Below are 23,468 nucleotides of genomic sequence, written 5' to 3' on the forward strand. Positions count from 1 at the left end.
ACAGCGTTATTTCAATATGAAAAAAATACTACTTGTCATTTTAGCTTTAGTGGTTGTTGGAGCTTTTGCGTATCAGTTTAAGTCAGTGAAAAAATCAGTAGAGATTATTTCATCAGCTATTAAAACTCCAGATTTAGTCAATAAGGATAGTTTAACAATTAAATCTAGAGTTAATATACCTTTAGGTTTTAAGCGTGTTGAGTATAATACAGGCAGTTTTCAAGAGTATTTAAGAAATTATGAATTGAAACCTTTTGGTAGTAAGATTATTAATTATGACGATTCTCAATATTTTTGGCAAAGTGGACATGTTGGAGTGCTAGAAATACCTGTTCCAAATAACGGATTGCAGCAATGTGCTGATGCTTTAATTAGAGTAAGAAGTGAATATCTTTGGGACAATAACCGAAAAGTTGAAATTGGGTTTAACTTTACTTCTGGACATTATTGCTCATGGTTAAAATACGCTGAAGGCTATAGACCAAAAATAGATGGTAACAAAGTAAGTTTTCATAAAACAGCAGCTAAAGACCATTCTAAAACAAATTTTTATAAGTACTTAAATCTTATTTATACCTATTCAGGAACTTTATCGCTTTACAATGAACTTCCTAAGATTAATGACGTAAGTAAGCTTCAAATTGGAGATATGCTCATTAAAGGAGGTATACCAGGACATATAGCTATTATATGTGATGAAATAGTAAACGAAACAGGAGACAAGTTGTTTTTGCTTTTTCAAGGAAATACACCAGCGCAAAGCGTTCATTTGGTAAAAAACTTAGAAGATAGTACTATTTCACCTTGGTATAAACTGGAAAAAGACGCAGTGATTCCTGTCTCTAACTATACATTTTACGATTCAAAATTTGTGAGGTTTAAATAGCAAGTTCGTATCTTTGTGTTATGAGTAAACCACTTACCAAACAAGAACTTCATAATTTAGCAATGAACCATGTTGGCAAAGATTTAGAGCAACGTGGCTTTGAGTTTGTTGCTATAAATAGCAAATTAAAAAAGCATCCACAGTTTGTGTGTATTGATAAAAACAGTCAATACTATTTTGTGATTGTAAGAGCTGTAATGTTGCCAGAAAACCCAAATAACTATGACATTGTTTGGATGGAAACTTTTAAAAAACACGCAGCAGATAAGGATGCCAAAGTACTTTATGCTGGAGTTGGTTTAGGAAATCCAAATGGTGAAGATTTACCAATATATTTTAACGAAGAATATCTTATAGAGTATAATGGTATTCAGGTGATTGAAACACATCTTAACTAATGAAACAAGTTTTAGTTTTTTTACTGATTGCATCAGTTTTTTTTACATGTAAAAAAGGACCTTCAAACACTAAACTATCAGGTGATGTATTTGGTACTAGTTACTCAGTTATTTATGATAAAGACGTTGACTATACCAAGTCATTTGATAGTCTTTTTGCGGTAATTAATACCTCATTATCCACCTATATTCCAGATTCTGATATTTCTAAAATAAACCGAAACGAGAGCAATTCTATTGACGACCATTTTATAACCGTTTTTAATGCATCTAAAGTTATTTATAACAATACTCAAGGCGCTTTTGACCCAACCATAGGAGTTGTTGTAAACGCATGGGATTTTGGTCCACAAGGAAAAATAGTTGCTCTAGATAGCTTAAAAATTGATAGCCTTATGCAGTATGTTGGTTTTGATAAAGTGAATAGAGTTGATAATAAGATTTTGAAACTGAAAGGTGCATTTATAGATTTTAATGCTATAGCAAAAGGTTATGGAGTAGATGTTATTGCTAATTTTTTAGAACAGAAAAAAGTTGATAATTATCTAGTTGAAATAGGAGGTGAGATAAGAAGTAAGGGTATAAATGTTGAAAAGGATAGTAATTGGAAAGTTGGCTTAGATCAACCTAGATTTGATGGTGAACAGTCTATTCTAAAGGCGATAAGTATTAAAGATGAAGCTATGGCAACTTCTGGTACCTATAGAAAATTTAAAGTTGATGAAAATGGTAACAGATATGCTCATATTATTGATACAAAAACTGGTTATCCATCTAAAACTAACGTGTTAAGTGTGTCAGTTATTGCAAAAGATTGTATGACAGCTGATGCTTATGCTACAGCTTTTCAAGCTATGGGAGTTGAGAGTGTAAAAGAGTATCTTCAATCACATCCTGAATTAAAAGCATTTTTGGTTTTTGAGAACGATAAAAATGAGTTTGAAACTTTAAATCTAAATGGTTTTCCTGAGGAGTAAATAGTTTGCTTTTTGTTATTTCAACTGAAAGGAGAAATCACATCATACTATTTAATTTATAGCGCCTGAATACAAATCAACAACCAACCAATTACAAAAAGTAAACCACCAATAGGCGTAATTGGTCCTAGAAAACGTAATTTCTTTCCTTTGGCATCACTTAAAATTAAGCCATAGATACTAAAAGAAAAAAGGACAATACCTAAAGTAAAACACCAATACATTGCTGATGTAGAGAACTCTTGATTAAAGCCAAGTATTAACAAAACGATAGCGTGATACATTTGATATTTTACACCTGTTTCAAAACTTTTTAGCTGGTCTTCCGATAGTGTTTTCTTTAAAGCATGTGCACCAAATGCACCAAATATTATGGCTAACATTCCGAATAAAGCGCCTGTAATTATAAATGCTTGTTGTGTCATGTTGGTTTAATTTTTTCTAACTAAAGGAATAATTTCACCTTTTGCTAAACAGTATTTATGTATGTCAGCATCAGATAACGATGCGGTGTAATCTACTTCTTCAACCTTAAAACCAATACGTCTTAATTTGTCAAAATAATCACGACCATAAATACGCACATGATCATATTGACCAAAAATTTTAGCACGTTCTTTTTTATCAGTTATACTATCGTCTTCAAACGTAGTTTCACGGTTTAAATCTTGCGGAATTTGAAAAACACCAAAACCACCAGGTTTCATAACGCGATACAATTCCTGCATGGCTTTAGTATCATCAGGAATATGCTCTAAAACATGATTGCAAAAAATAACATCATAGCTGTTATCAGCAAATGGAAGGTTACAAATATCAGCTTTTACATCAGCAATAGGTGATAGTAAATCTGTAGTTGTATAATCTATATTTTTTAGTGCTTTAAAACGTTTTAAAAAACACTGTTCTGGAGCAAAATGGAGCACTTTGTTTTTTGCTGAAAAGAAATCAGTTTCATTCTTTAAATACAACCACAGCAACCTGTGACGCTCTAAACTTAAGGTTGAAGGTGACAATACATTGTTGCGTTGTGTGCCATAACCATAAGGTAAAAAGGTTTTAAAGCTTTTACCATCAATAGGATCAGTGTGGTTTTCTCCTTTTAAAAATGTTGCTATAACAGGACGTACTAAATAACTAAACCTGATTAATAACGGTCTAGGTATGAGGTTTAGTAGTATTTTAAAAAGCTTTTTCAAACAGTTTAAGCTAATATAGTTTTGTTAGAAAGTATGTTTTCATAAATGCCATCCCAAAGCACAATACGTTGTTTTAATGCATCTTTAGCCACTTGTAATACATCTTGCCATTTTTGGTCGTCATTACCACAAAGTTCTTCAATCATTTTTAACGATAAAGGTCCGTGCTCGTCTCCATCAAGCTCTATATGTCTGTTAAGATAGTAGGTTAACTTGCTGTAAGAATTATCATTGGTTTGTGACTGATTGATAATTTGAAAAAACATATCAGGAATCACATCTTCACGACCAAATGTAAATGCCGATGCTATTTTGTGAGCTTCATTTGTGCTGATAATTTCAAACGTATAGTTGATGAAATTTTCGGTAGCAGTATCTAAATTACAGTTTTTAATAGCATTTTCAAGAGAATCACCATTATTTAAAAACTGTACTAATTGATGCATTTGAGATGTGCTAGCACCTATTTGATTCATGGCGTCTAGATACATTTCGTAATGACTTTTAGGAGCTCCTAGTTCGTTAACATCACTTTCTTCACCTAAAACAATTTCATTGATAAAACGTGCAGTCGCAGGATTTTTTGCAGGTAACCAAGGTAACGATGTTGTTGTTAACTGGTTTTGCAGCGCTTTTAAAAGTGACATAAAATCCCAAACAGCAAATACGTGCTGTTCCATGAAAATTTTAATATCATCAGGTGTTGAAAGTGCTTTATATAGGTCGTGATTATTTAAGGAATCTCTTAATGATTTAAGTTCCTTTTCAATAAACTCAATGGTGTTCATAATGAGAAATTAAAGAATTAAAGCTTGTTGTCTAAACTCATTTTCTTCATCAGACGTAATGCCTAATGCTTCATAAACATAAGCAAAGGTTGATAGTATTTCTGGTTTGCCATCAACCAAAGCTACGTCGTGTTCAAAATGTACACTAGGTTTTCCGTCAAGCGTTACAATTGTCCAACCATCTTTAAGTTGTTTTACACGATGTGTGCCACCATTAATCATTGGTTCAATGGCTACAACCATACCTTCTATAAACTTTTTTCCTCTACCACGTCTACCGTAATTTGGCATTTCAGGATCTTCGTGCATTTTACGTCCAAGTCCATGTCCTACTAATTCACGCACTACACCATAACCTTGGGTTTCGCAATGGTTTTGAATGGCATAACCTACATCGCCAACACGGTTTCCAGATTTAAATTCTCTAATACCAACGTAAAGCGATTCTTTAGTAACTTCTATAAGTTTTTTAGTTTCAGGGTCAACTTCGCCAACTTCAAAAGTGTAAGCATGGTCACCATAAAACTCGTTCATTAATGCACCACAGTCTATAGAAACTATATCACCATCTTCTAGAGGTCTGTCTGTAGGTAAACCATGAACAACAGCTTCATTTACACTGCAAAGTAATGTAGAAGGACAGTCGTAAAGACCTTTAAAGCCAGGTAATGCACCTTGAGCTCTTATAAAATCTTCTGCAAGTTTATCTAATTGATTTGTGGTAACGCCTGCTTTTACTTCTTTAGCAAGCATACCAAGTGTTTTTGATACCACCAAAGCACTTAGGCGCATCAATTCTATTTCTTCTTTTGTTTTTACTATAATCATCTTATTTTCTTAAAAATGAAAACAAACCTTTTTTCTTTTGGTTTGATTTCATGTTTGGAGTTTCGTTGGTTATCAACTGATATACTTCTCCCCAACCTAAAACACCTCCAATGTTTCTGTCGTCAATAAAAATGTCAGCATATATTTTTCGACTCTTTGAATAGTCAAATTTTTCTTCAGGAAAACTCTTGTTTACAGCATAAAACTGTATGCCTTTATCTTCACAAAATTTTACTGCTTCGTCTAATTTTGATCCACTTCTATAGGTCCATAATATTAAGCGATGACCATCATCTTGAAGTCGTTTTAAGGTTTCAAACGCAAAAATTCTAGGTTTTCCTATTTTAGGATAACCGTCTTCAACGATTGTACCATCAAAATCGACAGCTATAATTAACTTATCCTGAAAATTCATCTTTCATTTTTTAACGTTGCAAAAATACATAAAATAATGGCATTGACTTAATTATACCAATGGATGTTGTGTCATGGCTTTTGGCTGCTCAACACCCATTAATTTTAATATTGTTGGAGCAATATCTCCTAAAATACCATCTTTAATTTTTGTTTTATCGTTGTCAATTAAAATTACTGGAACAGGGTTTGTAGTATGTGACGTGTTTGGTGAACCATCAGGGTTTATCATGGTTTCACAATTACCATGGTCTGCAATTAATAATGTAGTATAATTGTTTTTTAATGCAGATGTAATCACATCTTCCACGCATTTATCTACAGCTTCACAGGCTTGTATTGCAGCTTCCATAACTCCAGTATGTCCTACCATATCACCATTTGCAAAATTGAGACATACAAAATCTACTTCGCCTTTATCAAGTTCTGGTATTAAAGCATCTCTTAGTTCGTAGGCACTCATTTCAGGTTTTAAGTCGTAAGTCGCTACCTTAGGAGAGTTGCGAAGTATTCTAGTTTCACCTTCAAAAGGAGTTTCTCTTCCGCCTGAAAAGAAGAATGTTACATGAGGATACTTTTCGGTTTCAGCCATTCTAATTTGGGTTTTATGGTTCTTTTCAAGAATTTCTCCCAAGGTTTCAGTAAGGTTGTCTTTGTCAAAAACAACATTAATTCCTTTAAATGAATCGTCATAATTGGTCATTGTTACATAATGTAAATCCAATTTATGCATGTTTTGTTCATGAAAATCCTTTTGAGATAAGGCTTCAGTAAGTTGACGTCCTCTATCTGTTCTAAAATTGAAGAAGACAACCACATCACCTTCTTTAATTTTTGCTACTGGCTCATTATTAGTATCAAGATTAATAATTGGTTTTATGAATTCGTCAGTAACATTATTGTCATAACTGTTATCGATAGATTTTAAAATATTTGTTGATGTTTCACCAACACCATTCACTAAAGCATCATAAGCTAGTTTAACACGTTCCCAGCGTTTGTCTCTATCCATAGCATAGTAACGACCAGTAACTGTTGCAAGTTGGGTGTTTGTGTTTTTTATATGTGACAGTAACGATGTGATAAATCCGTAACCAGATTTTGGATCAACGTCTCTACCATCAGTAAATGCATGGACATAAGATTGCTGAACACCAAATTCTTGGGCTGCATCAATTAACCCAAACAAGTGATTAATGTGTGAGTGAACACCACCATCGCTTACCAAGCCTAAAAAATGAACAGGCTTGTTATTGCTTTTAGCATAATTAAAGGCATTAACCAAAGCAGCTTCTTTACCTAATGTTTTATCTTTAACAGCAAGGTTTATTTTAACCAAGTCTTGGTAAACAATTCGTCCTGCACCAAGATTCATGTGTCCAACTTCGCTATTTCCCATTTGACCTTCTGGTAAACCTACATGTAAACCGTCAGTTCTAAGGCTAGCATGAGAGTAATTGTGGTATAGTGAATCTATATAAGGCGTTTTTGCATTGTCAATTGCTGAAACTTTAGGGTCAGGAGATGTTCCCCAACCATCAAGAATCATAAGAATAACTTTTTTGTTCATAGTGGTATGGCTTTAAGCTTCAAAGATAAAAGTTTAAAGTAGTAACCTTAAATTTTAAGTACCAAAAAAATGAATTTAAAGATTTATTATATGATTAACGACTTATTGTTAACCATTTTTTTCAATTTAATAAAGCCTTAACATATTTGTTTGTAAAGCGTTAAATAAATGTTATTTATAATTTTTATGTGTAACAGAACGAGAAATATGTCGTCTCTTTAGTATAATCAAAAAACAATCAATTAATTTAAATCTTTCATCATGAAAAAAACAGTAATTATTTTAGCAATTGCATTAGGCTTTTCGTTTAGCACTTTTGCAACAACTACGACATCTAACAATTTTAAAATTGTAAAAGCAGAAAACTCAGTTAGCCCATTTTGTGCATCAATTGCTAAAGGAGATTTTGAAACCGTAAAAAAACTTATTGAATTAGGTGCTGATGTAAATCAAAAATCTAATGGAATGACACCGCTTATGTATGCGGCAAAATTTAATAGAGTTGAAATTTTAAAGCTTTTAGTTGAAAATGGAGCAGATTTAAAAAAGAAATCTGATAAAGGGTATACTGCTGAAAAGTATGCTGAATTATCTAATGCTCAAGACGCAATAAAAGCTATCAATCATTTCGAATCTCAAAAGAAAAGAAAAGCTTAACTTATGTATTAATAAGTTGGTTGGTTAGTTAGTTGTAAAAAGACTCCTTGTTTAGGGAGTCTTTTTATATTTAGTGATAGCTTCTCTAATTTTTTCTATTCTATTGTCTGGGTCAGGATGTGTGCTTTGAAACTCAGGGACTCTGTTAGGTCCAGCAGCAGCTTTTAATATTTCCATTACACCTATCATTTCTTCAGGGTTGTATCCTGCTTTAATCATAAATTTTACGCCTAGATCATCACTTTCTAGTTCGTCTCCACGACCGTTGGTTAGTAAAGTTTGTTGACCAATTCCACTTACTAATCCACCCATATCAGCACCAACCGAAGCTCCTGTTGTAACAGTGCTCCAAAATTCTGATTCTGCAATACGCTCTGCTGAATGTCTACCTAAAACATGACCAATTTCATGACCTAATACACCAGCCAACTGGTCTTCATTTTCTAATTTTGAAAATAAAGCATAGGTGATAAAAATTTGACCTCCTGGTAATGCAAATGCATTTATAGTATTTGGGTCTGCCAATAAATGAAATTCATACTGGTAAGGTGTTTGGTTGGCAATACTATTACTTACCAATTTATTTCCAACATTATCAACTAAGGCTTGATAACTTTCATTAGGGTGTAAACCTCCATGTTGCTGTGCCATTTGTGGAGCACTCTGTAAACCAATTGCGATTTCTTGGTCAGAAGTCATATTTATAGTTTGAACCCTTCCTGTAAATGGATTGGTTTCTTTACTACTACATCTTTTAATAAATGCAAAAGCAACTATAGCTATGCCTATTAAAAGTCTTATTTTAAATTTGTTGCTTCTCATGTTAGTTAGGTATTAGTTGTAATAAATTTACAAAAAAATAGCTTAATAATTCTAGGTGATTTTTAATGTGTTTTAAAGATAAGTGCATGAAATTCATTAAATATCTTTTTGCATTGTAAAGTGTAACCCTATTTTTTCAATATTAAAAGGTTTACCAATAATTGAAAATCCATTTTTTTCATAAAATGGAACAGCAATTTCTCTTGCGTTACACCAAATAGTAGTAATGCCTTTTTCTTTAAGTAGGTTTTCTCCATAATGTATTAAAGCATTGCCATATTTTAAACCTTGACATTCTTTTAATACAGCCATTCCTCTTAATTGATATTGTTTTTTAGTTTCAAGTAAAGGTGTGTTGTTTTTCATATAGGTCACTACGCCTACAAGCTTGTTTTGAGAATATAACCCTACGTGGTAAGTGGTTTCTAAATCGTCATTTTCAAAAATACAATCTTCAATAGGTCGTCCTTCTCTTAAAACAGGGTGTCTTACATTATAAGTGTCTTTAGATGCGATAAGCTTTATGGAGTAATTAGTTGTGTTTTTAGACATAAATTATTGGTAAAGTGTAGCCGCAAATTAATTATCTTCACGAAATATTTCAAGAAGATGTCTCCAGTATTTAAAATTATTAAAAAATCTGAAATAAACACGATTATTCCTTTAGTTAAAAAGTTGAATAATAACACCGTTTCAGATGCTGTTTTAAAAGAACGATTTGCTGAAATGATAACGCAAAACTATGAGTGTGCTGTAATTTATGATGGTGGAAAGCTAATAGGAATGTCCGGAATGTGGTTTTGTACACGACATTATGCTGGTAGAAGTGTGGAAATTGACCATGTTTATATTGATGATGACTATAGAGGCAAAGGTTTGGGAAAACAATTTTTAAGTTGGATATACAAATATGCCGAAAGTAAAGGTTGTAAAGCTGTGGAACTCAATACTTATGTTCAAAATTATCCTTCGCATAAGTTTTACTACAACGAAGGGTTTGAAATACTAGGATATCATTTTTTTAAAAAGCTTTAATTTTTTTCTTTATTAAGAAAAAGAGTTTACATATATTTGCATCCGCATTGCGGGAGTAGCTCAGTTGGTAGAGCGTCAGCCTTCCAAGCTGAATGTCGCCGGTTCGAACCCGGTCTCCCGCTCAAAAGACTTTACTTAAAGTAAAGTCTTTTTTATTTTAAGGTGTTTAGTTCTGTGCCAGTTTCTACTTCAAAAGGAGCTTTGTCATATTCAAAAACACGAGCATTCAATTCCCCTTTTAAAATAATAGAATCGCCTTTTACTTCAAGCCAGCTACCTTCTCTTAGTCCTACAACAGGTTGTGTGTTGAATTTATGAAATTCTTTTATTCGTGTCTCTCTGGTTTCTCCCATGTGAGTACTATTTGGATCAGGATCTAAATAATGCGGATTGATATTAAAAGGTACAAAACCAAAGGTTTTAAAACTTGGTGGATATACAATAGGCATATCGTTGGTAGTATTAACTGTAAGACCGCAGATATTACTTCCTGCACTTGTTCCTAAATAAGGCGTACCATTATTTACAGCAGCTTTTACGGTTTCAATTAAATCATTTTTATAAAGCTGATTAACCAAAACAAAAGTGTTTCCGCCTCCTGTAAAAATCCCTTTAGCATTTTGCAATGCTTCTTTAGGGTTTTCAAATTCATGAATACCTTTAACAGATTTTCCAATCTTTGAAAAAGCATCATTTACTTTAGCTGTATATTCATCATGCGTTATGCCTCCAGGTCTTGCATAAGGAATAAAGAGTATTTCATTAGCATCCTCAAAAAAAAGTTTCAATTCGGGTAAAATATATTCTAAAGTGCCACTACCATGTACAGTAGATGTGCTGGCTATAATTATGTTTTTCATTAATATTGTGTTTATACCAATTTTATTTTTTTTGGTATTGATTATTTTGTTGTAAATTTAAGTAAACATAGCTTTTAACAAAAGTTTATGTGTGTTTTGGAATTAAATTAAGATATGAAAACTTTTCTTTATAACATAAAACCAACCCTTATGCAAAAGTACCTATTTGTTATATTCATGTTAGTGTCTGTATTTCAGATGAACGCCCAAGATCTCAAACGTGTTGAGGTTAAAGGTAAAGTTGTGGTAGATAGTGATGATGTCATAGGAATTACGGTTTTTAATTCATCTTCTAACAGAGGAACGACTACTGACGAAAATGGAGAGTTTACCATTGCTGTGGCTTTAAACGATAGAGTTGAATTTGGAGCACTACAGTTTAAAGATTTTGAAATTGTAATTGACGAATATGTTATAGCATCAAAAAAGCTAACAGTTTTTTTGGTTGAAGAAGTAAACAAACTAGACGAAGTTGTTATTCTGCCTTATGACCTTACTGGAAATTTAACTTTAGATGTTGAAAGTGTAAGAACTTTTAACCCAAATATGGATCCAATTTATTTTGGTATTGACAATGTACACGAATATGAGTTTTCTGATGATATAAGATCACAATCAGATAATATAGCAATGCATTCGCAGTCTCAAACGATGCAAAACGGACTTAACGTTATAAATGTGGTAGGGTTTTTATTAAAACCACTTTTTAAATCTAAAGGAGAGAGAGCATCGACTCGCTCCAATGTTCCTGACATTCCAACAAGTACGTTTAAAGACCATTACACCGAAGAATTCTTATATCAAAATTTCAAGATTCCAAAGGATAGAATCAATGAATTTATAATTTATGTTGAAGACCATGGTTTAGACTATAGTTTGTTAGATAAAGGTAATGAACTTGAGTTTTTAGAATTTATAAGCCAAAAAAGTAAGCAGTTTTTAAATGAAACACCTCAAAAAGATTAAAATTAGTCTGTTTGAAAACTATTTATATGCTCCAAATTTTGCTGCGAAATCAACCTTGTTTTCTGCTAGAGCATCTATAGATGTATTCAAAAGAAGCTTACTCGTTTTTTCTCTTTTAACCACTTTTGTAATACAGTCGCAAACTGTTACACTTTCAGGTAAAGTGATAGCAAATGATGACGTTGAAGGTATTCATATAATAAATAAAACAGCAAGTAAATATACTACTACAGGTGAAAAAGGCGAGTTTGAAATTCCTGCAACGCTCAATGACACCATTATTGTTTCGGGTGTTAAATATTTAAGAGAAGAAATTGTCATTTCCCAAAACCATATTAATTCCAAGTTGCTTGAAGTGAATCTTACTGAAAACGTTAATGAGTTAAACGAAGTTGTGGTTGGTAAAATCTTGTCTGGTGATTTAACTTCTGATATAAAAAACTCAGGTGTTGAACGAGATATAAACTTTTATGATGTTGGAATTCCTGGTTACACAGGAAAGCCAAAAACGCAAAGTGAACGAAGACTTTACGAAGCCCAAACAGGTAGTGGTTTAATTCCTTTAAATCCAATTTTGAACTGGATTTCTGGTAGAACAAAACGATTAAAACACTTAATTGAATTGGAAAGACAAGATGTTCAAATGAATAGAGCTATATCAGAGTTTTCTGAAATGCTTTTTGAAATAGATGATTTGGATGAAGCTCAAAGAATGGAGTTTTTCTATTTTAGTTCAGAAGATCCAGAGTTTATGCAAATTGCAAAAGAAAAAAATGATATAAAACTACTAGAGTTTTTACAAATTAAGCTTAAAGCTTACAAAGCAAACGTTAATTCTTCCCAAGATTAAAATTCAATGTTAAATAGTACGTTCTAATCTAACAACTCATTATATTTGCAAAGTGATACAAGCAGCTACATTTTTATTCATTGGTACTACAGAAGTTATGTTTATACTTGTTGTAGTGGTTTTGGTTTTTGGAGCCGACAAAATTCCTGAGATTGCCAAAGGCTTAGGAAAAGGTATGCGAGTACTTCGCGATGCGTCAAACGATATTAAATCTGAAATTACTAAAAGCGCTGAACAAAATGGTATTGATACCAGTATTACTAAAGATGTTCAAGACGAAATAAACAAGGTGAAAGACGATTTAGAAGATTTCACAGGTTCGGTAAGACGTAAATTGTAAATATTATATTCGTAAAATTGTATTTGGTTTTTTATCGAAAACTGAATTTTTCAATTAATTTTTTTAAGATTATTTAATATATTTAGAAAATCAATAACCATCTAAATATATATTTACATGAGAAGACTCTACGTTAAAGTCATTTTACTTTTGGCTATTACTGTGGTTTCCTGTTCTAAGGAAGATGCCACATTTCAAGAAGAAGACATTCAACAAGTATTTCCTGAAAATCCTTTAACCATTGAAGAAATTAATGCAACCATCAATGCAACTATTACCAATACTGGTGATTTTGATTGGAATGCTGCTGACACCCATTTTTTATGGAGTGCAGTAAAGCATGGGCAAAATTTACTTACTATTGGTTATGGAAGTGAAGGAGAATATTTTTCAGAAATTAGAACACGAGACATTGAAAATAAAAAGGAAGCAGTATTAAATATTGTTTTGGAGCAAGAAGGTGTTGCTAAAGAAGATTTAAAACTTGTAGAACACGAAATTATTAATGTTATTGATGTGTATGTTGACAATATTAATACAATAGTAGCTCTTAAAAAGAGTCCATATGTTCGCTATTTAGAACCAAATGGTTACAATCAATTCGGAATGAGTGCAACTGCAAGATCAAGTTCAGGATGTAGCAAAAACGGAGAGTCAATAAACACCTCGCATTACACTACAGTTAGTCCTAACAATGCACAAGTGTCATGGCATTTTAGTGAGCATAACATTCCGCAAGCATGGAATTTAAGTACTGGCTCAGGAGTAACTATTGGATTGATTGATACTGGAGTATCACAATCACAATCGCTGTTGAATTCTAGTGGGTTTAACGATGGAGTTTCCAATGGACGTTTTGTTCAAAAGTATGGTACGTTTATAGATTCAGCTTGGTGGTGGAGTAGTAATTATGATGGACCACATGACAAGTGTGGTCATGGAACAGCAATGGCATCTACTATGGCTGCACCAAGAAACGATAACGGAATGCCAGTAGGTGTTGCTTATAACTCAAATTTGGTAGCTTACAGAGCTACTGAAGATGTGCTTTTAAATGATTACCATGAACGTAAAGGTGTTTCAGCTGCGTTAACCCAATTGGGAAATAGAAGTGATGTTAAAATCATTTCAATGTCTATTGGTTATGTATGGTCAATAGGAAATATTAAAGATGCTGTAAAATATGCTTACAGTAAAGGCAAACTTATTTTTGCAGCAGGAGGAACGTCAACCAGTTTTACTAATGGCTTTGGTGTAATTTTTCCAGCAACAATGAGCGAAACGGTTGCAGTAACAGGAGTTGATGATGGGAGTAATTATGAGCGTTGCGACACTTGCCATAGCGGAAGCAAAATAGATTTTACCATTATTATGGAAGGTGATAACAATACTAGTAAAGCACCACCAGTTTTAGGGTTTTACAATGGTGAGCGTCGTTATACAGGAGGTTCATCGGTTGCTACTGCTACAACTGCAGGTATTGCTGCTTTAGTATGGTCAAGATATCCTAACTGGAGCAGAACACAGGTACTAAACCGTTTAAAGACTTCATCAGATTTTTATCCAAATAAAAACGGAAGTTTTGGTTATGGTAATATTGATGCTTTACAAGCTGTACAATAATAAAACACTTTATAAATTAAAAACCCTCTCAATATTGAGAGGGTTTTTTGTTTGTATCGTTAGCTATAATACGTGCTTTTCAAAAATTTTATTTAATTCTTCTTCTGGATTATCGGTTAAACCAGAATGTGTTTTAGAACTTTGTATTACTGTGCTTCTTGAGGCTGCTAACCAGCGAAATCTATCAGAAAGTTCAAATTGTCCAATTGCTCCAGATGAAGGTGAACCTTTACAAATTAGTTCCCAAGATTTTAAATGATTATTGATGTCTTCTATGTCAAGTTCGCAAGAAAAAGCCTTTAACTTCTCATTGTCGACATGATATTTAACATTAAGAAATTTTTTTCGTTTAGAGTATAAAATGACTCCAACATTAAAAAACTCTTCACGTTCAACCTTTGGAACGAGTCTAATTATGGCATATTCAAAAGTGACTTTATCTTGCATTTTCGATTTCGTTTATTAGAGCATCAATGTTTGATAGTCTAGAAATTAAATAGCTCAAATAGGCTGTTCTTATTTGACTTGGGTTTAACGCATCAGATTCATTTAGTAGCCAATTTTCGGGTATTGTGTTAATAATGGTTTCTAACGTGTTTTTATTTAAGGCTTCAATAATTGTTTTTGAGGCTTCATCAAGACGAGTAGCATGTTTAACTAATACATGGTCTTTTATAAGAGGAAATGTTCTTGTTAAATGACTTTCCCAAGTAGCCCAATTATGATGAAAATAGAAGCTAGCTCCATTATCAATAACCCATAATTCTTTATTCCAGTTAAGCAGATTTGTGTTTTTGGCTGTTCTGTCTATATTGCTAATAATACTATCTAATAATACAATTTTTGAAGCTGTTAAACTATCAACGTCAAACACTAAAGGGTCGTAAGTAATAGAACTACTTAAATAATGTAATCCTAGATTTAAGCCTACACTAAATTTAAGTAAGTCTTGTATCTCTTCGTCAGGTTCTGTTTTGCTAAACGAATCGTCTAAATTCATAAAAACTAATTCAGGAACTTTTAAACCAATAGCACGTGCTATTTCACCTCCAATTAATTCGGAAATTAGTGTTTTTTTTCCTTGACCAGAACCTCTGAATTTTAGTACATAGAGAAAACCGTCGCTAGCTTCAACAATAGCAGGTAAAGAACCACCTTCTCTTAAAGGTGTAATATATTTTACAACATCAACAGTTCTTATGTCTAATGTGTTCATACTATTTATGATGGTAGTTTTCTACTTATTGTTAATCCGTCTCTTATTGGTAATAAAACGGTTTCTACTCTAGGGTCATTTTTTAAAAGCGCATTGTACTCTAGCAATGTTTTAGTTGATGCATCATCAGGTTTTAGTGCTTCAATAACTTTTCCGCTCCACAATACGTTGTCAGATAAAATGATGCCACCAACGTTGAGTTTGTCAATAATGGTGTGAAAATAGTTTACATAATTTGGTTTATCAGCATCTATAAAAACTAAATCAAAAGTCTTATTTAGTTTTGGGATAATTTCCAGTGCATTACCTAAATGTTGATGAATTTGATTTCCGTACTCTGATTTGTCAAAATATTTTCTTTGAAAATCTACCAGCTCTTCATTAATATCTATAGTATCTAATTCACCATTACTTTGTATTCCTTCAGCTAAGCATAAAGCCGAATAACCAGTGTATGTGCCTATTTCAAGGATGTTTTTTGGGTTAACCAATTTTGAAATCATGCTCAACACTCTACCTTGATAATGACCACTGAGCATACGTGGTTGTAATATTTTTTGATAGGTTTCTCTAGTAAGTTGTTGTAGTAAATCTGGTTCGTTTTCAGAATGTGCTACTACGTAATCATCTAATTGTTGAGGTAAAAAGTGCATCGATAATGTAATTTTATGTCATGCTGAGCTTGTCTAAGCATCTTTTGGATGTTTATATTTTTTAATTCTAAATAGAAGAGTTATCCTAAAATTCTATTAACCAATTTTTTCTTAGCATCTTCATCATCACCACATAACCATTGTATAACGTTATCTTCCCACATCGCATCACGTTCTTCTTCTGTAATTATATTTCGTTCTATAGCTAAATCCAAAATTTTACCAGGATAAGAAGACTGTTTAGCGCTTTCCATTTCTCCTAAAGGATAAGGGTCGTCTAATCCCATTAAAACCTGTTTAGAAGTTTGGTTTTTTATAAGTAATGATAAACTTCCTGTATCATGAACTAAGGTGTCAAAAAAGATGTTTTTGTGTCCAACTGCTTTTCTTGGGTGGTGTTTACCTTCAAATAAATCTGGTCGTCCATCAAATCCTTGTATACGTCTTCCTAAGTTTATCTGTGCCAACTGCCCACCATGAGCAAAACAAGTTCGCATGTTTGGATACTTGTCTTGATAACCGTTTAAGGTTAAAAAGTGATACGCATCTGCACATTGTGCTAACATCCAAATAAGATGAAATCGCCACGACGTGTTTTCTAATTTGATAAATTTTTCACCATCATAAGGATGAATTTCAACAGCTAAATTATACTTGTTCGCTAATTCAAAAATAGGCTCGTTTTCTTCATCAAAAATACAACGCCAAGTCCCAATTGTATCCATGTAATGTGTTGGTAAACAAAGTAAACGCATGCCTAATTCTTCCACACAACGTTCAATTTCCCAACAAGCACCACGTACAAATCCAGGATGCACTACAAAGCCACAAGTAAACTTGCTTGGGTTGTCATGTTGAATTTTAGCATTGAAATCATTTTGAAAACGTAAGGCTTGCTTCATTTCTTCAACACGTAATCCGTTTCCGTAGAGTTGAGAAAGGTTTAAAACGACTGCATGGTCTATTTTAAAACGCTCCATCCACGCTAATTTTTCATTGAGGAAGAAACTAGAATCAGTTACTGGTCGACTCCAATCTTTTTGAAGCATGAATTTTCGGTCTTTATCCACCCAAAAAATACCTTTGTCTTTCATGAACTTAGGGATTTCTTCAGGATAAGGAAGTAAGTGTGAGTGACCGTTTATACGAAGTTTACGTTTCATAAGTTATTCTTCTATCTGAACTTTTTTTGGTGGCTGCATTACATGTCCACAGTTAGGACAACTGCGTTTGCCAGAATCACCATAATATTTATCAAAAATTTTAGGCATATCAGTTTCAATATTGTCTAGAGTAAAATCTTCTTCATACAGTTTTGTTGTACAGTTTTCACAAAACCACAGCAAAGCATCTTGTACACCTTCTTCTCGAGGGTATTCTATAACCAATCCAACTGTGTTAGCGCCACGTTGAGGTGAGTGTGGTACTTTAGGTGGTAATAAAAACATTTCTCCTTCACGTATATGAATATCTTTAGGCTCGCCTTCATCAATAACTTTTAAGGTAATATCACCTTCAACTTGATAGAAAAACTCAGGAGTTTCATTATAATGATAATCCTTTCTACTGTTTGGTCCACCAACAACCATAACAATAAAATCACCATCTTTCCAAACTACTTTATTGCCAACAGGAGGTTTTAATAAGTGACGGTTTTCTTCAATCCATTCTTTAAAATTTATGGGAGGATATAATTTACTCATGACGTTTGATTTTATGTTATAAAGTTACAAAGATTTTGTTCGTCCACCATCAACAGGAAGGTTAATTCCGTTAATGTAACTGGCACATTCACTAGCTAAAAAAGTGATGGCTGCAGCTAGTTCTTCAGGTTTTGCAAAACGCTTTGCTGGTACAGCGCTTTTCATTGCGTTAGCAGCATCTTCTTCTGTTTTACCAGTTTTAGCACTTTTGTTTTTAATAATTTCGGTTAAGCGTTCTGTTCCAGTTGCGCCAGGTAGCACATTGTTTACGGTAATACCAAATTGTCCAAGCTCATTTGCTAAAGTTTTACTCCAATTAGCTACAGCACCACGAATGGTATTGCTCACTCCAAGTCCGTCTAATGGCTGTTTTACAGATGTTGAAATCACATTGATAATACGTCCAAATTCTTCAGCTTTCATAAACGGAACAACCGCTTGTGCTAAAACGTGATTGCATTTTAAATGCTGCGTAAAGGCATTTTCAAATTCTTCTAATTTAGCATCAAAAACTGGTCCACCAGCTGGTCCACCAGTATTATTTACTAACACATGAAATCCGTGATTGTTTTTGATGTAGTTCTCTACTTTTTCTCTTAATTCCATCGGATTAGAAAAGTCGGCAACGATATAATCGTGATTTCTATGTTGAGGTAATTCGGCTAAAACTGCCTTTAATTTATCTTCATTTCTAGCAACGAGTGTAATATTAGCACCTTCTTCAGCTAAAGCTAAAGCAGTTGCTTTACCTATTCCTGCTGTGCTACCACAAACTAGAGCGTATTTGTTGTTTAGTTTTAAGTCCATAATAACTTCCTGCGTAGGCAGGAATCTTTTTAGTTTATATTGTTAAATGAGATTCCTGCTTTCGCAGGAATGACATTAATACTTTATACATACATTTTTAGGCTCAGTAAAAAAGCGTAAAGCTTCAAAACCACCTTCGCGACCAACACCACTTGCTTTTACACCTCCAAAAGGAGTTCGTAAATCGCGCATCATCCAAGTGTTTACCCAAACAATACCTGCTTGTAGTTGGTTACTCATTCGCATCGTGCGTTTTAGATTGTTAGTCCAAAGTGTTGCTGATAATCCGTATTTTACTTTGTTAGCCATCTCTAAAACGTCGTCTTCAGTTTTAAATGGCATAATGGTAACTACTGGACCAAAAATTTCTTCTTGGTTTACGCGACAATCGTCTGTTTTTACTTCGATAACTGTTGGTTGTAAATAGTAACCATTTTCGTAACCTTCAACAGAAACTTCGTTTCCACCAAATAAAACAGTTGCACCTTCTTCTTTAGCAATTTCGATGTAGCTTTTCACCTTTTCAAGATGCGGTTTTGAAACTAAAGCGCCAATATTTGTGTCTTTTTCAGAAGGATGACCAACTTTCAAATCTTTTACTTTGTTTACAAAGTCAGTTTTGAATTTGTTATAAATAGTTTCTTCTACAAAAATTCGGCTTCCACATAAACAAATCTGACCTTGATTAGCAAACGATGAACGTAGGGTTGTGTTCAACATGTCGTCATAATCACAATCGGCAAAAATGATATTTGGGTTTTTTCCGCCTAATTCTAACGACAGTTTTTTAAACATTGGTGCAGCAACTTTGGCAATATGTGCACCAGTTGCAGTTCCACCAGTAAAGCTAATGGCTTTGATATTTGGGTGCTCTACAATAGCTTGACCAGTCGTAGTGCCTAAACCGTGAACAATATTTAAAACGCCTTTAGGTAAACCAGCTTCGTTACAAATTTCGCCTAATAAATAAGCTGTCATTGGTGTGACTTCGCTTGGTTTGGCAACAACGCAATTACCTGCTGCGATTGCTGGTGCGATTTTCCAAGTGAACAGATACAAAGGTAAGTTCCACGGACTTATACAACCAACAACACCAATAGGTTGGCGTAGTGTATAATTCACCGCGTTTTGACCAACGCTTTCGTGACTTTCGCTTGCAAATTGTGTAATGGCATTTCCAAAAAATCTGAAATTACTTGCTGCTCTAGGTATATCGACCATTTTGGCGAGACTTACTGGTTTTCCGTTGTCCTTACTTTCGGCTTCAGCAAAACGGTCTAAATTGGCTTCTAATAATTCTGAAATTTTAATGAGGATTCTGCTACGCTCTTCTAATGTAGTTTGACTCCAACTAGGGAAAGCAGATCTTGCACTTTGATAAGCTTGTTCTACGTCTTCTTTTGATGAGTTTGGAATTTGCCCATAGACTTCACCATTCGAAGGGTTGTAGTTGTCAATCCAACTCTTAGATGATGGGTTTTCAAATTGACCGTTAATGTAATTTTGTATGTTCATTCTTCTGATTTGTCATTTCGAACGAATGTGAGAAATCACATGATGAGATGTCTCGACTGCGCTCGACATGACATTTTTTTTATTGCTTCTTATACGCCATCACCTTAATCTCAACCAACAAATCAGGATGCGGTAATTGGTGTACAGCAACTGTTGTTCTGGTTGGTCCAGTTTCTTTTTCAAAAAACTCAGCGTATGCTTTGTTATAACCTGCAAAATCGTTCATATTTACTAAAAAGGTAGTCACATCAACTACATCTTTAAGGCTGGCACCAACGGTTTGTAAATTTTTATCGATATTTTTTAAAACTTCTCTGGTTTGAACTTCGACATCTAATTTTTTGGTGTTCATTTCGTCAATAAGTTCTACGCCAGCAATAGTATTATCAGCGCGTCTTGAACTAGTTCCTGAAACGAAAATAAAATCGCCTACTACTTTTACATGTGGATAAGCGCCTCTTGGTGTTACGTTTGTTCCTTCGTTCATAATGTGTTTATCTTTTGTCATTCTGAACTTGATTCAGAATCTATTCATGTTCTTTTGTGGTTAAAATGGATTCCGCATCGTAGTGCGGAATGACAACCTACTTCAATCCAGCAATTCTATCGTCTTCTAGAATGTTTTCGGTTTCGGTTTTGACCTTTTCTAAGTTCAATTTTAAATCGTCTTGAATATTCAATTTGCCATCTGCTAGCATATTGAGTATCGCTTTGTCTTGTGCGCGACCTCTTAACATGGCTTCTCTATAACCAATGTCTTCGTTAAAAGTTACTAGAGAATACTTTGAAGAATAGTCATTAGGAAAATGCTTTTCTAAAGCCATTTCTAAAGTGCGTTTTTCTCTAAAGTTTGCATGATTAACATGACCTTTCATTTCGTGGAAATTATCGATAGCTAAGTCAGCAATGGCATCAGTGTCTTTTTTGCGAGATTTTTCATAAATCTTGAAAATGGTTTCCCAATCGTCATGACCTTCATCTAGGACTTTATCAAATTCTACAACATCTTCAAAGGAAGCATTCATACCTTGACCATAAAACGGAACAATAGCATGTGCAGCATCTCCCATTAAAAGCGTATTGCCTTTGTAATGCCAAGGCGAACATTTTACTGTGCCGAGAGGTGCTGTTGGGTTTTCAAAGAAATCGTCAACAAGATTAGGCATGAGCTCTAGAGCGTCTTTAAAATATTTTCCGAAGAACTCTAGAACACGTTCTTTTGAGGTTAGATTGTTGAAATTGTATTCGCCTTCATCATAGCTTAAAAATAGAGTTACCGTAAAACTACCATCAAGATTTGGTAATGCTATAAGCATAAAAGATTCGCGTCCCCAAATATGCAACGCATTTTTATAGGTTTTATAGCTTCCGTTTTCACCAGGAAGAATACTTAATTCTTTATAACCATGTGTTAACCAATCTTGCGAAAAACTAAATAGAAACTTTTTTCCCAAATAATAGCTTTTTCGCATTGCAGAACCTGCTCCATCAGTAGCAATAATTACATCTGCGTCTTCAACAAATTCAGTGTTGTTTGTGTAATCTTTAAATAGAGCTGTCGTTTTTTCGAAATCTACCGATTTACATTTTCTGTTGAAGTAGATGGAAACATTTTTATGTTTTTCAGCTTCGTCAAGTAAAAGTGCATTGAGTTCACCTCTTGAAATAGAATTTATAAACTCATGTTCACGACCACTATAAGGAGCTAAAACAGTATTGCCTTCTATGTCATGAAGCATACGACCATTCATGGGAATACAAAGATCTTTTACTTTGTCTTCAATACCAACTAGTTTCATGGCTTTGTTGCCACGATCAGAAAAAGCTAGGTTTATGGAACGACCTGCAGAAATATCTACTTTACGTAAATCAGGACGCATTTCCATAACAGTGACGTTAAAACCTCGTTGTCCTAAGCGTAATGCTAATAGTGAACCGCAAAGTCCTGCGCCAATAATGAGTATGTTTTGTTGTTTAGTCATGTTTAATTGTCATTCTACGCTACGACGCAGAATCTATTTATTTGGATTCCGCATCAGGTGCGGAATGACAAGTTTAATTTAATATTTCTTTTAATTTCTCAACCATTCTATACACATCTTCAAACGTGTTGTACAATGGTACAGGAGCACAACGAATAACGTCAGGTTCTCTCCAGTCGGTTATAATATGAGCTTCGGTTAATTTTTTATGTAAACTTTTATCAGCATTTTTTACTTGAATAGAAAGTTGACAACCTCTTTCGTTTGGGTTGGATGGTGTAATGATTTTTATTTGGTCATTATTTAATTCATTCAATAAAAATTCAAAATACCCTGTTAGTTGTTCTGATTTTTTACGAAGTGCATCCATACCAACTTCGTTAAACATATCTAACGATGCTTTTATAGCAGCCATTGATAAAATTGGAGGATTACTGAGTTGCCAACCCTCAGCACCTGGAATAACATCTAACGGTTGGCGCATGTTGAATCGTGTGTCTTTATTGTGGCTCCACCAACCAGCAAAACGTTTTAGTTTTGTATTGTGTGCATGTTTTTCGTGTACAAATAATCCAGCTAAACTACCTGGTCCTGAGTTTAAATATTTATAAGTACACCAAGCAGCAAAATCTACTCCAGAGTTGTGTAAATCTGGATTTATGTTTCCTGCGCCATGTGCTAAGTCTATACCTACCATACAGTTTTTGGTGTGACCTAACTCAGCAATTTTTTTTATGTCCAAATATTGTCCTGTGTAGTAATTTACACCACCAATAAGTAGTAATGCAATTTCATCACCTTGTTCGTTTAGTATAGCCTCTAAATCTTCAATGTTTAAAAGTTCTTCTCCTTTTCGAGGTTTCCACTCAATAAGTCCTTCATTAGCATCAAATCCATGAAATTCTAATTGTGTTTGTACAGCATATCTATCGCTAGGAAAAGCATCACTTTCAATAACTATTTTATATTTAGTTTTTGTAGGTTGATAAAAACTAACCATTAACAAGTGAAGGTTGGTGGTAAGTGTGTTCATTACAACCACCTCAATAGGTTTTGCGCCTACAATTTTTGCCATAGAATCAGTTAAAAACTCATGATAAGGCATCCAAGGGTTTTTGGCTTCAAAATGACCTTCAACACCAAAATCAGCCCAATCATCTAACTCTTGTTGAATATACTTTTTTGTGTTTTTTGGTTGTAATCCTAATGAGTTTCCTGTAAAATATAACCAATCGTTTCCATGTTTGTCTTTTGGGATGTGGAATTGGTTTCTGTAGTGTGATATTGCGTCATTTTGGTCCTGTACTCTTGCAAAATCAAGCCCTAATTTATAATTGGTCAATTGAATAAAATTTTGTGTTGTTAACAAAAATAAGAAT

At 33.7% G+C, this 23,468-nt stretch carries 28 protein-coding genes and 1 tRNA gene; 10 read left to right on the forward strand and 19 right to left on the reverse strand.

Annotated elements, in window-relative coordinates:
- The first annotated feature begins 16 nt into the window (after nt 1-16).
- Genes ABD011_RS04660 through ABD011_RS04670 form a run of 3 tightly spaced genes read left to right on the forward strand, consistent with a single transcriptional unit; the run spans nt 17 to nt 2,261 of the window.
- The gene (locus ABD011_RS04660) at nt 17-886 is read left to right on the forward strand and encodes a DUF4846 domain-containing protein (protein WP_343796173.1); all 870 of its coding nucleotides are present in this window, start codon (nt 17-19) and stop codon (nt 884-886) included.
- Between the two features lie 20 nt (nt 887-906).
- Nucleotides 907-1,284: a Na(+)-translocating NADH-quinone reductase subunit F gene (locus tag ABD011_RS04665; protein WP_131505950.1), complete on the forward strand. Its 378-nt coding sequence runs from the start codon at nt 907-909 to the stop codon at nt 1,282-1,284.
- Complete coding sequence (locus ABD011_RS04670; protein WP_343796175.1) at nt 1,284-2,261, forward strand: FAD:protein FMN transferase; 978 nt, start codon at nt 1,284-1,286, stop codon at nt 2,259-2,261. The genes ABD011_RS04665 and ABD011_RS04670 overlap by 1 nt, the downstream gene beginning before the upstream one ends.
- A gap of 56 nt (nt 2,262-2,317) precedes the next feature.
- On the opposite strand, the gene ABD011_RS04675 is transcribed toward ABD011_RS04670, so the two are convergent.
- The 6 genes from ABD011_RS04675 to gpmI are packed head-to-tail and all read right to left on the reverse strand — an operon-like array spanning nt 2,318 to nt 7,060.
- Complete coding sequence (locus tag ABD011_RS04675) at nt 2,318-2,686, reverse strand: DUF423 domain-containing protein (protein ID WP_343796177.1); 369 nt, start codon at nt 2,684-2,686, stop codon at nt 2,318-2,320.
- A gap of 6 nt (nt 2,687-2,692) precedes the next feature.
- The gene (locus ABD011_RS04680) at nt 2,693-3,460 is read right to left on the reverse strand and encodes a class I SAM-dependent methyltransferase (RefSeq protein ID WP_343796179.1); all 768 of its coding nucleotides are present in this window, start codon (nt 3,458-3,460) and stop codon (nt 2,693-2,695) included.
- 5 nt (nt 3,461-3,465) lie between these two features.
- Entirely contained in the window at nt 3,466-4,248 is a 783-nt protein-coding gene (locus tag ABD011_RS04685) for a DUF3050 domain-containing protein (RefSeq protein ID WP_343796181.1), read from the reverse strand.
- 9 nt (nt 4,249-4,257) lie between these two features.
- Nucleotides 4,258-5,076: a type I methionyl aminopeptidase gene (gene map / locus ABD011_RS04690; RefSeq protein WP_343796183.1), complete on the reverse strand. Its 819-nt coding sequence runs from the start codon at nt 5,074-5,076 to the stop codon at nt 4,258-4,260.
- Nucleotide 5,077: 1 nt separating this feature from the next.
- Nucleotides 5,078-5,491 carry a BT0820 family HAD-type phosphatase gene (locus ABD011_RS04695; protein WP_131505944.1) on the reverse strand — a complete coding sequence of 138 codons (414 nt, stop codon included), beginning with the start codon at nt 5,489-5,491 and terminating at the stop codon, nt 5,078-5,080.
- Nucleotides 5,492-5,542: 51 nt separating this feature from the next.
- Nucleotides 5,543-7,060 carry a 2,3-bisphosphoglycerate-independent phosphoglycerate mutase gene (gene gpmI, locus ABD011_RS04700; protein WP_343796184.1) on the reverse strand — a complete coding sequence of 506 codons (1,518 nt, stop codon included), beginning with the start codon at nt 7,058-7,060 and terminating at the stop codon, nt 5,543-5,545.
- A gap of 261 nt (nt 7,061-7,321) precedes the next feature.
- Here gpmI and ABD011_RS04705 point away from each other — a divergent pair, with 261 nt between their 5' ends.
- On the forward strand, nt 7,322-7,717 hold the full coding sequence (locus ABD011_RS04705; RefSeq protein ID WP_131505942.1) for an ankyrin repeat domain-containing protein: 396 nt from the start codon (nt 7,322-7,324) through the stop codon (nt 7,715-7,717).
- 51 nt (nt 7,718-7,768) lie between these two features.
- Here the strand turns inward: ABD011_RS04705 and ABD011_RS04710 are convergent, their stop codons facing one another.
- Nucleotides 7,769-8,539 carry a M48 family metalloprotease gene (locus tag ABD011_RS04710; protein WP_129759252.1) on the reverse strand — a complete coding sequence of 257 codons (771 nt, stop codon included), beginning with the start codon at nt 8,537-8,539 and terminating at the stop codon, nt 7,769-7,771.
- 96 nt (nt 8,540-8,635) lie between these two features.
- On the reverse strand, nt 8,636-9,091 hold the full coding sequence (locus ABD011_RS04715; RefSeq protein WP_343796185.1) for a GNAT family N-acetyltransferase: 456 nt from the start codon (nt 9,089-9,091) through the stop codon (nt 8,636-8,638).
- A gap of 57 nt (nt 9,092-9,148) precedes the next feature.
- On the opposite strand from ABD011_RS04715, the gene ABD011_RS04720 reads away from it, so the two are divergent.
- Nucleotides 9,149-9,574, forward strand: coding sequence for a GNAT family N-acetyltransferase (locus ABD011_RS04720; protein ID WP_343796187.1), 426 nt, complete (start codon nt 9,149-9,151; stop codon nt 9,572-9,574).
- 49 nt (nt 9,575-9,623) lie between these two features.
- Nucleotides 9,624-9,696: transfer RNA gene (locus ABD011_RS04725), tRNA-Gly, on the forward strand.
- A 30-nt stretch (nt 9,697-9,726) separates the two neighbouring features.
- On the opposite strand, the gene pepE is transcribed toward ABD011_RS04725, so the two are convergent.
- A complete protein-coding gene (gene pepE, locus ABD011_RS04730) occupies nt 9,727-10,434 on the reverse strand; it encodes a dipeptidase PepE (RefSeq protein ID WP_343796189.1) in 708 nt (235 codons plus the stop codon).
- Between the two features lie 150 nt (nt 10,435-10,584).
- Here pepE and ABD011_RS04735 point away from each other — a divergent pair, with 150 nt between their 5' ends.
- The 4 genes from ABD011_RS04735 to ABD011_RS04750 all read left to right on the forward strand — a co-directional run bounded on the left by ABD011_RS04735 (nt 10,585) and on the right by ABD011_RS04750 (nt 14,213).
- Nucleotides 10,585-11,400, forward strand: coding sequence for a carboxypeptidase-like regulatory domain-containing protein (locus ABD011_RS04735; RefSeq protein ID WP_335973873.1), 816 nt, complete (start codon nt 10,585-10,587; stop codon nt 11,398-11,400).
- The gene (locus tag ABD011_RS04740; protein WP_343796192.1) at nt 11,378-12,250 is read left to right on the forward strand and encodes a carboxypeptidase-like regulatory domain-containing protein; all 873 of its coding nucleotides are present in this window, start codon (nt 11,378-11,380) and stop codon (nt 12,248-12,250) included. The genes ABD011_RS04735 and ABD011_RS04740 overlap by 23 nt, the downstream gene beginning before the upstream one ends.
- A 52-nt stretch (nt 12,251-12,302) precedes the next feature.
- Nucleotides 12,303-12,590, forward strand: coding sequence for a twin-arginine translocase TatA/TatE family subunit (locus ABD011_RS04745; protein ID WP_129759246.1), 288 nt, complete (start codon nt 12,303-12,305; stop codon nt 12,588-12,590).
- 117 nt (nt 12,591-12,707) lie between these two features.
- Entirely contained in the window at nt 12,708-14,213 is a 1,506-nt protein-coding gene (locus tag ABD011_RS04750) for a S8 family peptidase (protein WP_131505936.1), read from the forward strand.
- 63 nt (nt 14,214-14,276) lie between these two features.
- On the opposite strand, the gene ABD011_RS04755 is transcribed toward ABD011_RS04750, so the two are convergent.
- From ABD011_RS04755 to kynU, 10 genes are all read right to left on the reverse strand, one after another.
- Complete coding sequence (locus ABD011_RS04755; RefSeq protein WP_129759244.1) at nt 14,277-14,660, reverse strand: DUF3037 domain-containing protein; 384 nt, start codon at nt 14,658-14,660, stop codon at nt 14,277-14,279.
- Complete coding sequence (locus ABD011_RS04760) at nt 14,650-15,429, reverse strand: HipA family kinase (RefSeq protein WP_343796195.1); 780 nt, start codon at nt 15,427-15,429, stop codon at nt 14,650-14,652. The genes ABD011_RS04755 and ABD011_RS04760 overlap by 11 nt, the downstream gene beginning before the upstream one ends.
- A 5-nt stretch (nt 15,430-15,434) precedes the next feature.
- Nucleotides 15,435-16,082 (reverse strand): O-methyltransferase, encoded by a 648-nt coding sequence (locus ABD011_RS04765; protein ID WP_343796197.1) that lies wholly within the window; start codon nt 16,080-16,082, stop codon nt 15,435-15,437.
- A gap of 80 nt (nt 16,083-16,162) precedes the next feature.
- Nucleotides 16,163-17,245 carry an amidohydrolase family protein gene (locus tag ABD011_RS04770; RefSeq protein ID WP_343796199.1) on the reverse strand — a complete coding sequence of 361 codons (1,083 nt, stop codon included), beginning with the start codon at nt 17,243-17,245 and terminating at the stop codon, nt 16,163-16,165.
- A 3-nt stretch (nt 17,246-17,248) separates the two neighbouring features.
- A complete protein-coding gene (locus tag ABD011_RS04775; RefSeq protein WP_134198666.1) occupies nt 17,249-17,785 on the reverse strand; it encodes a 3-hydroxyanthranilate 3,4-dioxygenase in 537 nt (178 codons plus the stop codon).
- Nucleotides 17,786-17,809: 24 nt separating this feature from the next.
- Nucleotides 17,810-18,592, reverse strand: a complete 783-nt coding sequence (locus ABD011_RS04780) for an SDR family oxidoreductase (protein ID WP_343796202.1) — start codon at nt 18,590-18,592, stop codon at nt 17,810-17,812.
- 75 nt (nt 18,593-18,667) lie between these two features.
- Entirely contained in the window at nt 18,668-20,107 is a 1,440-nt protein-coding gene (locus ABD011_RS04785; RefSeq protein ID WP_343796204.1) for an aldehyde dehydrogenase, read from the reverse strand.
- 79 nt (nt 20,108-20,186) lie between these two features.
- Nucleotides 20,187-20,615, reverse strand: coding sequence for a RidA family protein (locus ABD011_RS04790; RefSeq protein WP_343796206.1), 429 nt, complete (start codon nt 20,613-20,615; stop codon nt 20,187-20,189).
- A gap of 76 nt (nt 20,616-20,691) precedes the next feature.
- Entirely contained in the window at nt 20,692-22,089 is a 1,398-nt protein-coding gene (locus ABD011_RS04795) for an FAD-dependent oxidoreductase (protein ID WP_343796209.1), read from the reverse strand.
- Between the two features lie 73 nt (nt 22,090-22,162).
- Nucleotides 22,163-23,431 carry a kynureninase gene (kynU, locus tag ABD011_RS04800; RefSeq protein ID WP_343796211.1) on the reverse strand — a complete coding sequence of 423 codons (1,269 nt, stop codon included), beginning with the start codon at nt 23,429-23,431 and terminating at the stop codon, nt 22,163-22,165.
- Between the last annotated feature and the right edge of the window lie 37 nt (nt 23,432-23,468).

It is taken from the genome of Gaetbulibacter jejuensis, from assembly GCF_039524015.1.
Classification (GTDB): domain Bacteria; phylum Bacteroidota; class Bacteroidia; order Flavobacteriales; family Flavobacteriaceae; genus Gaetbulibacter_B; species Gaetbulibacter_B jejuensis.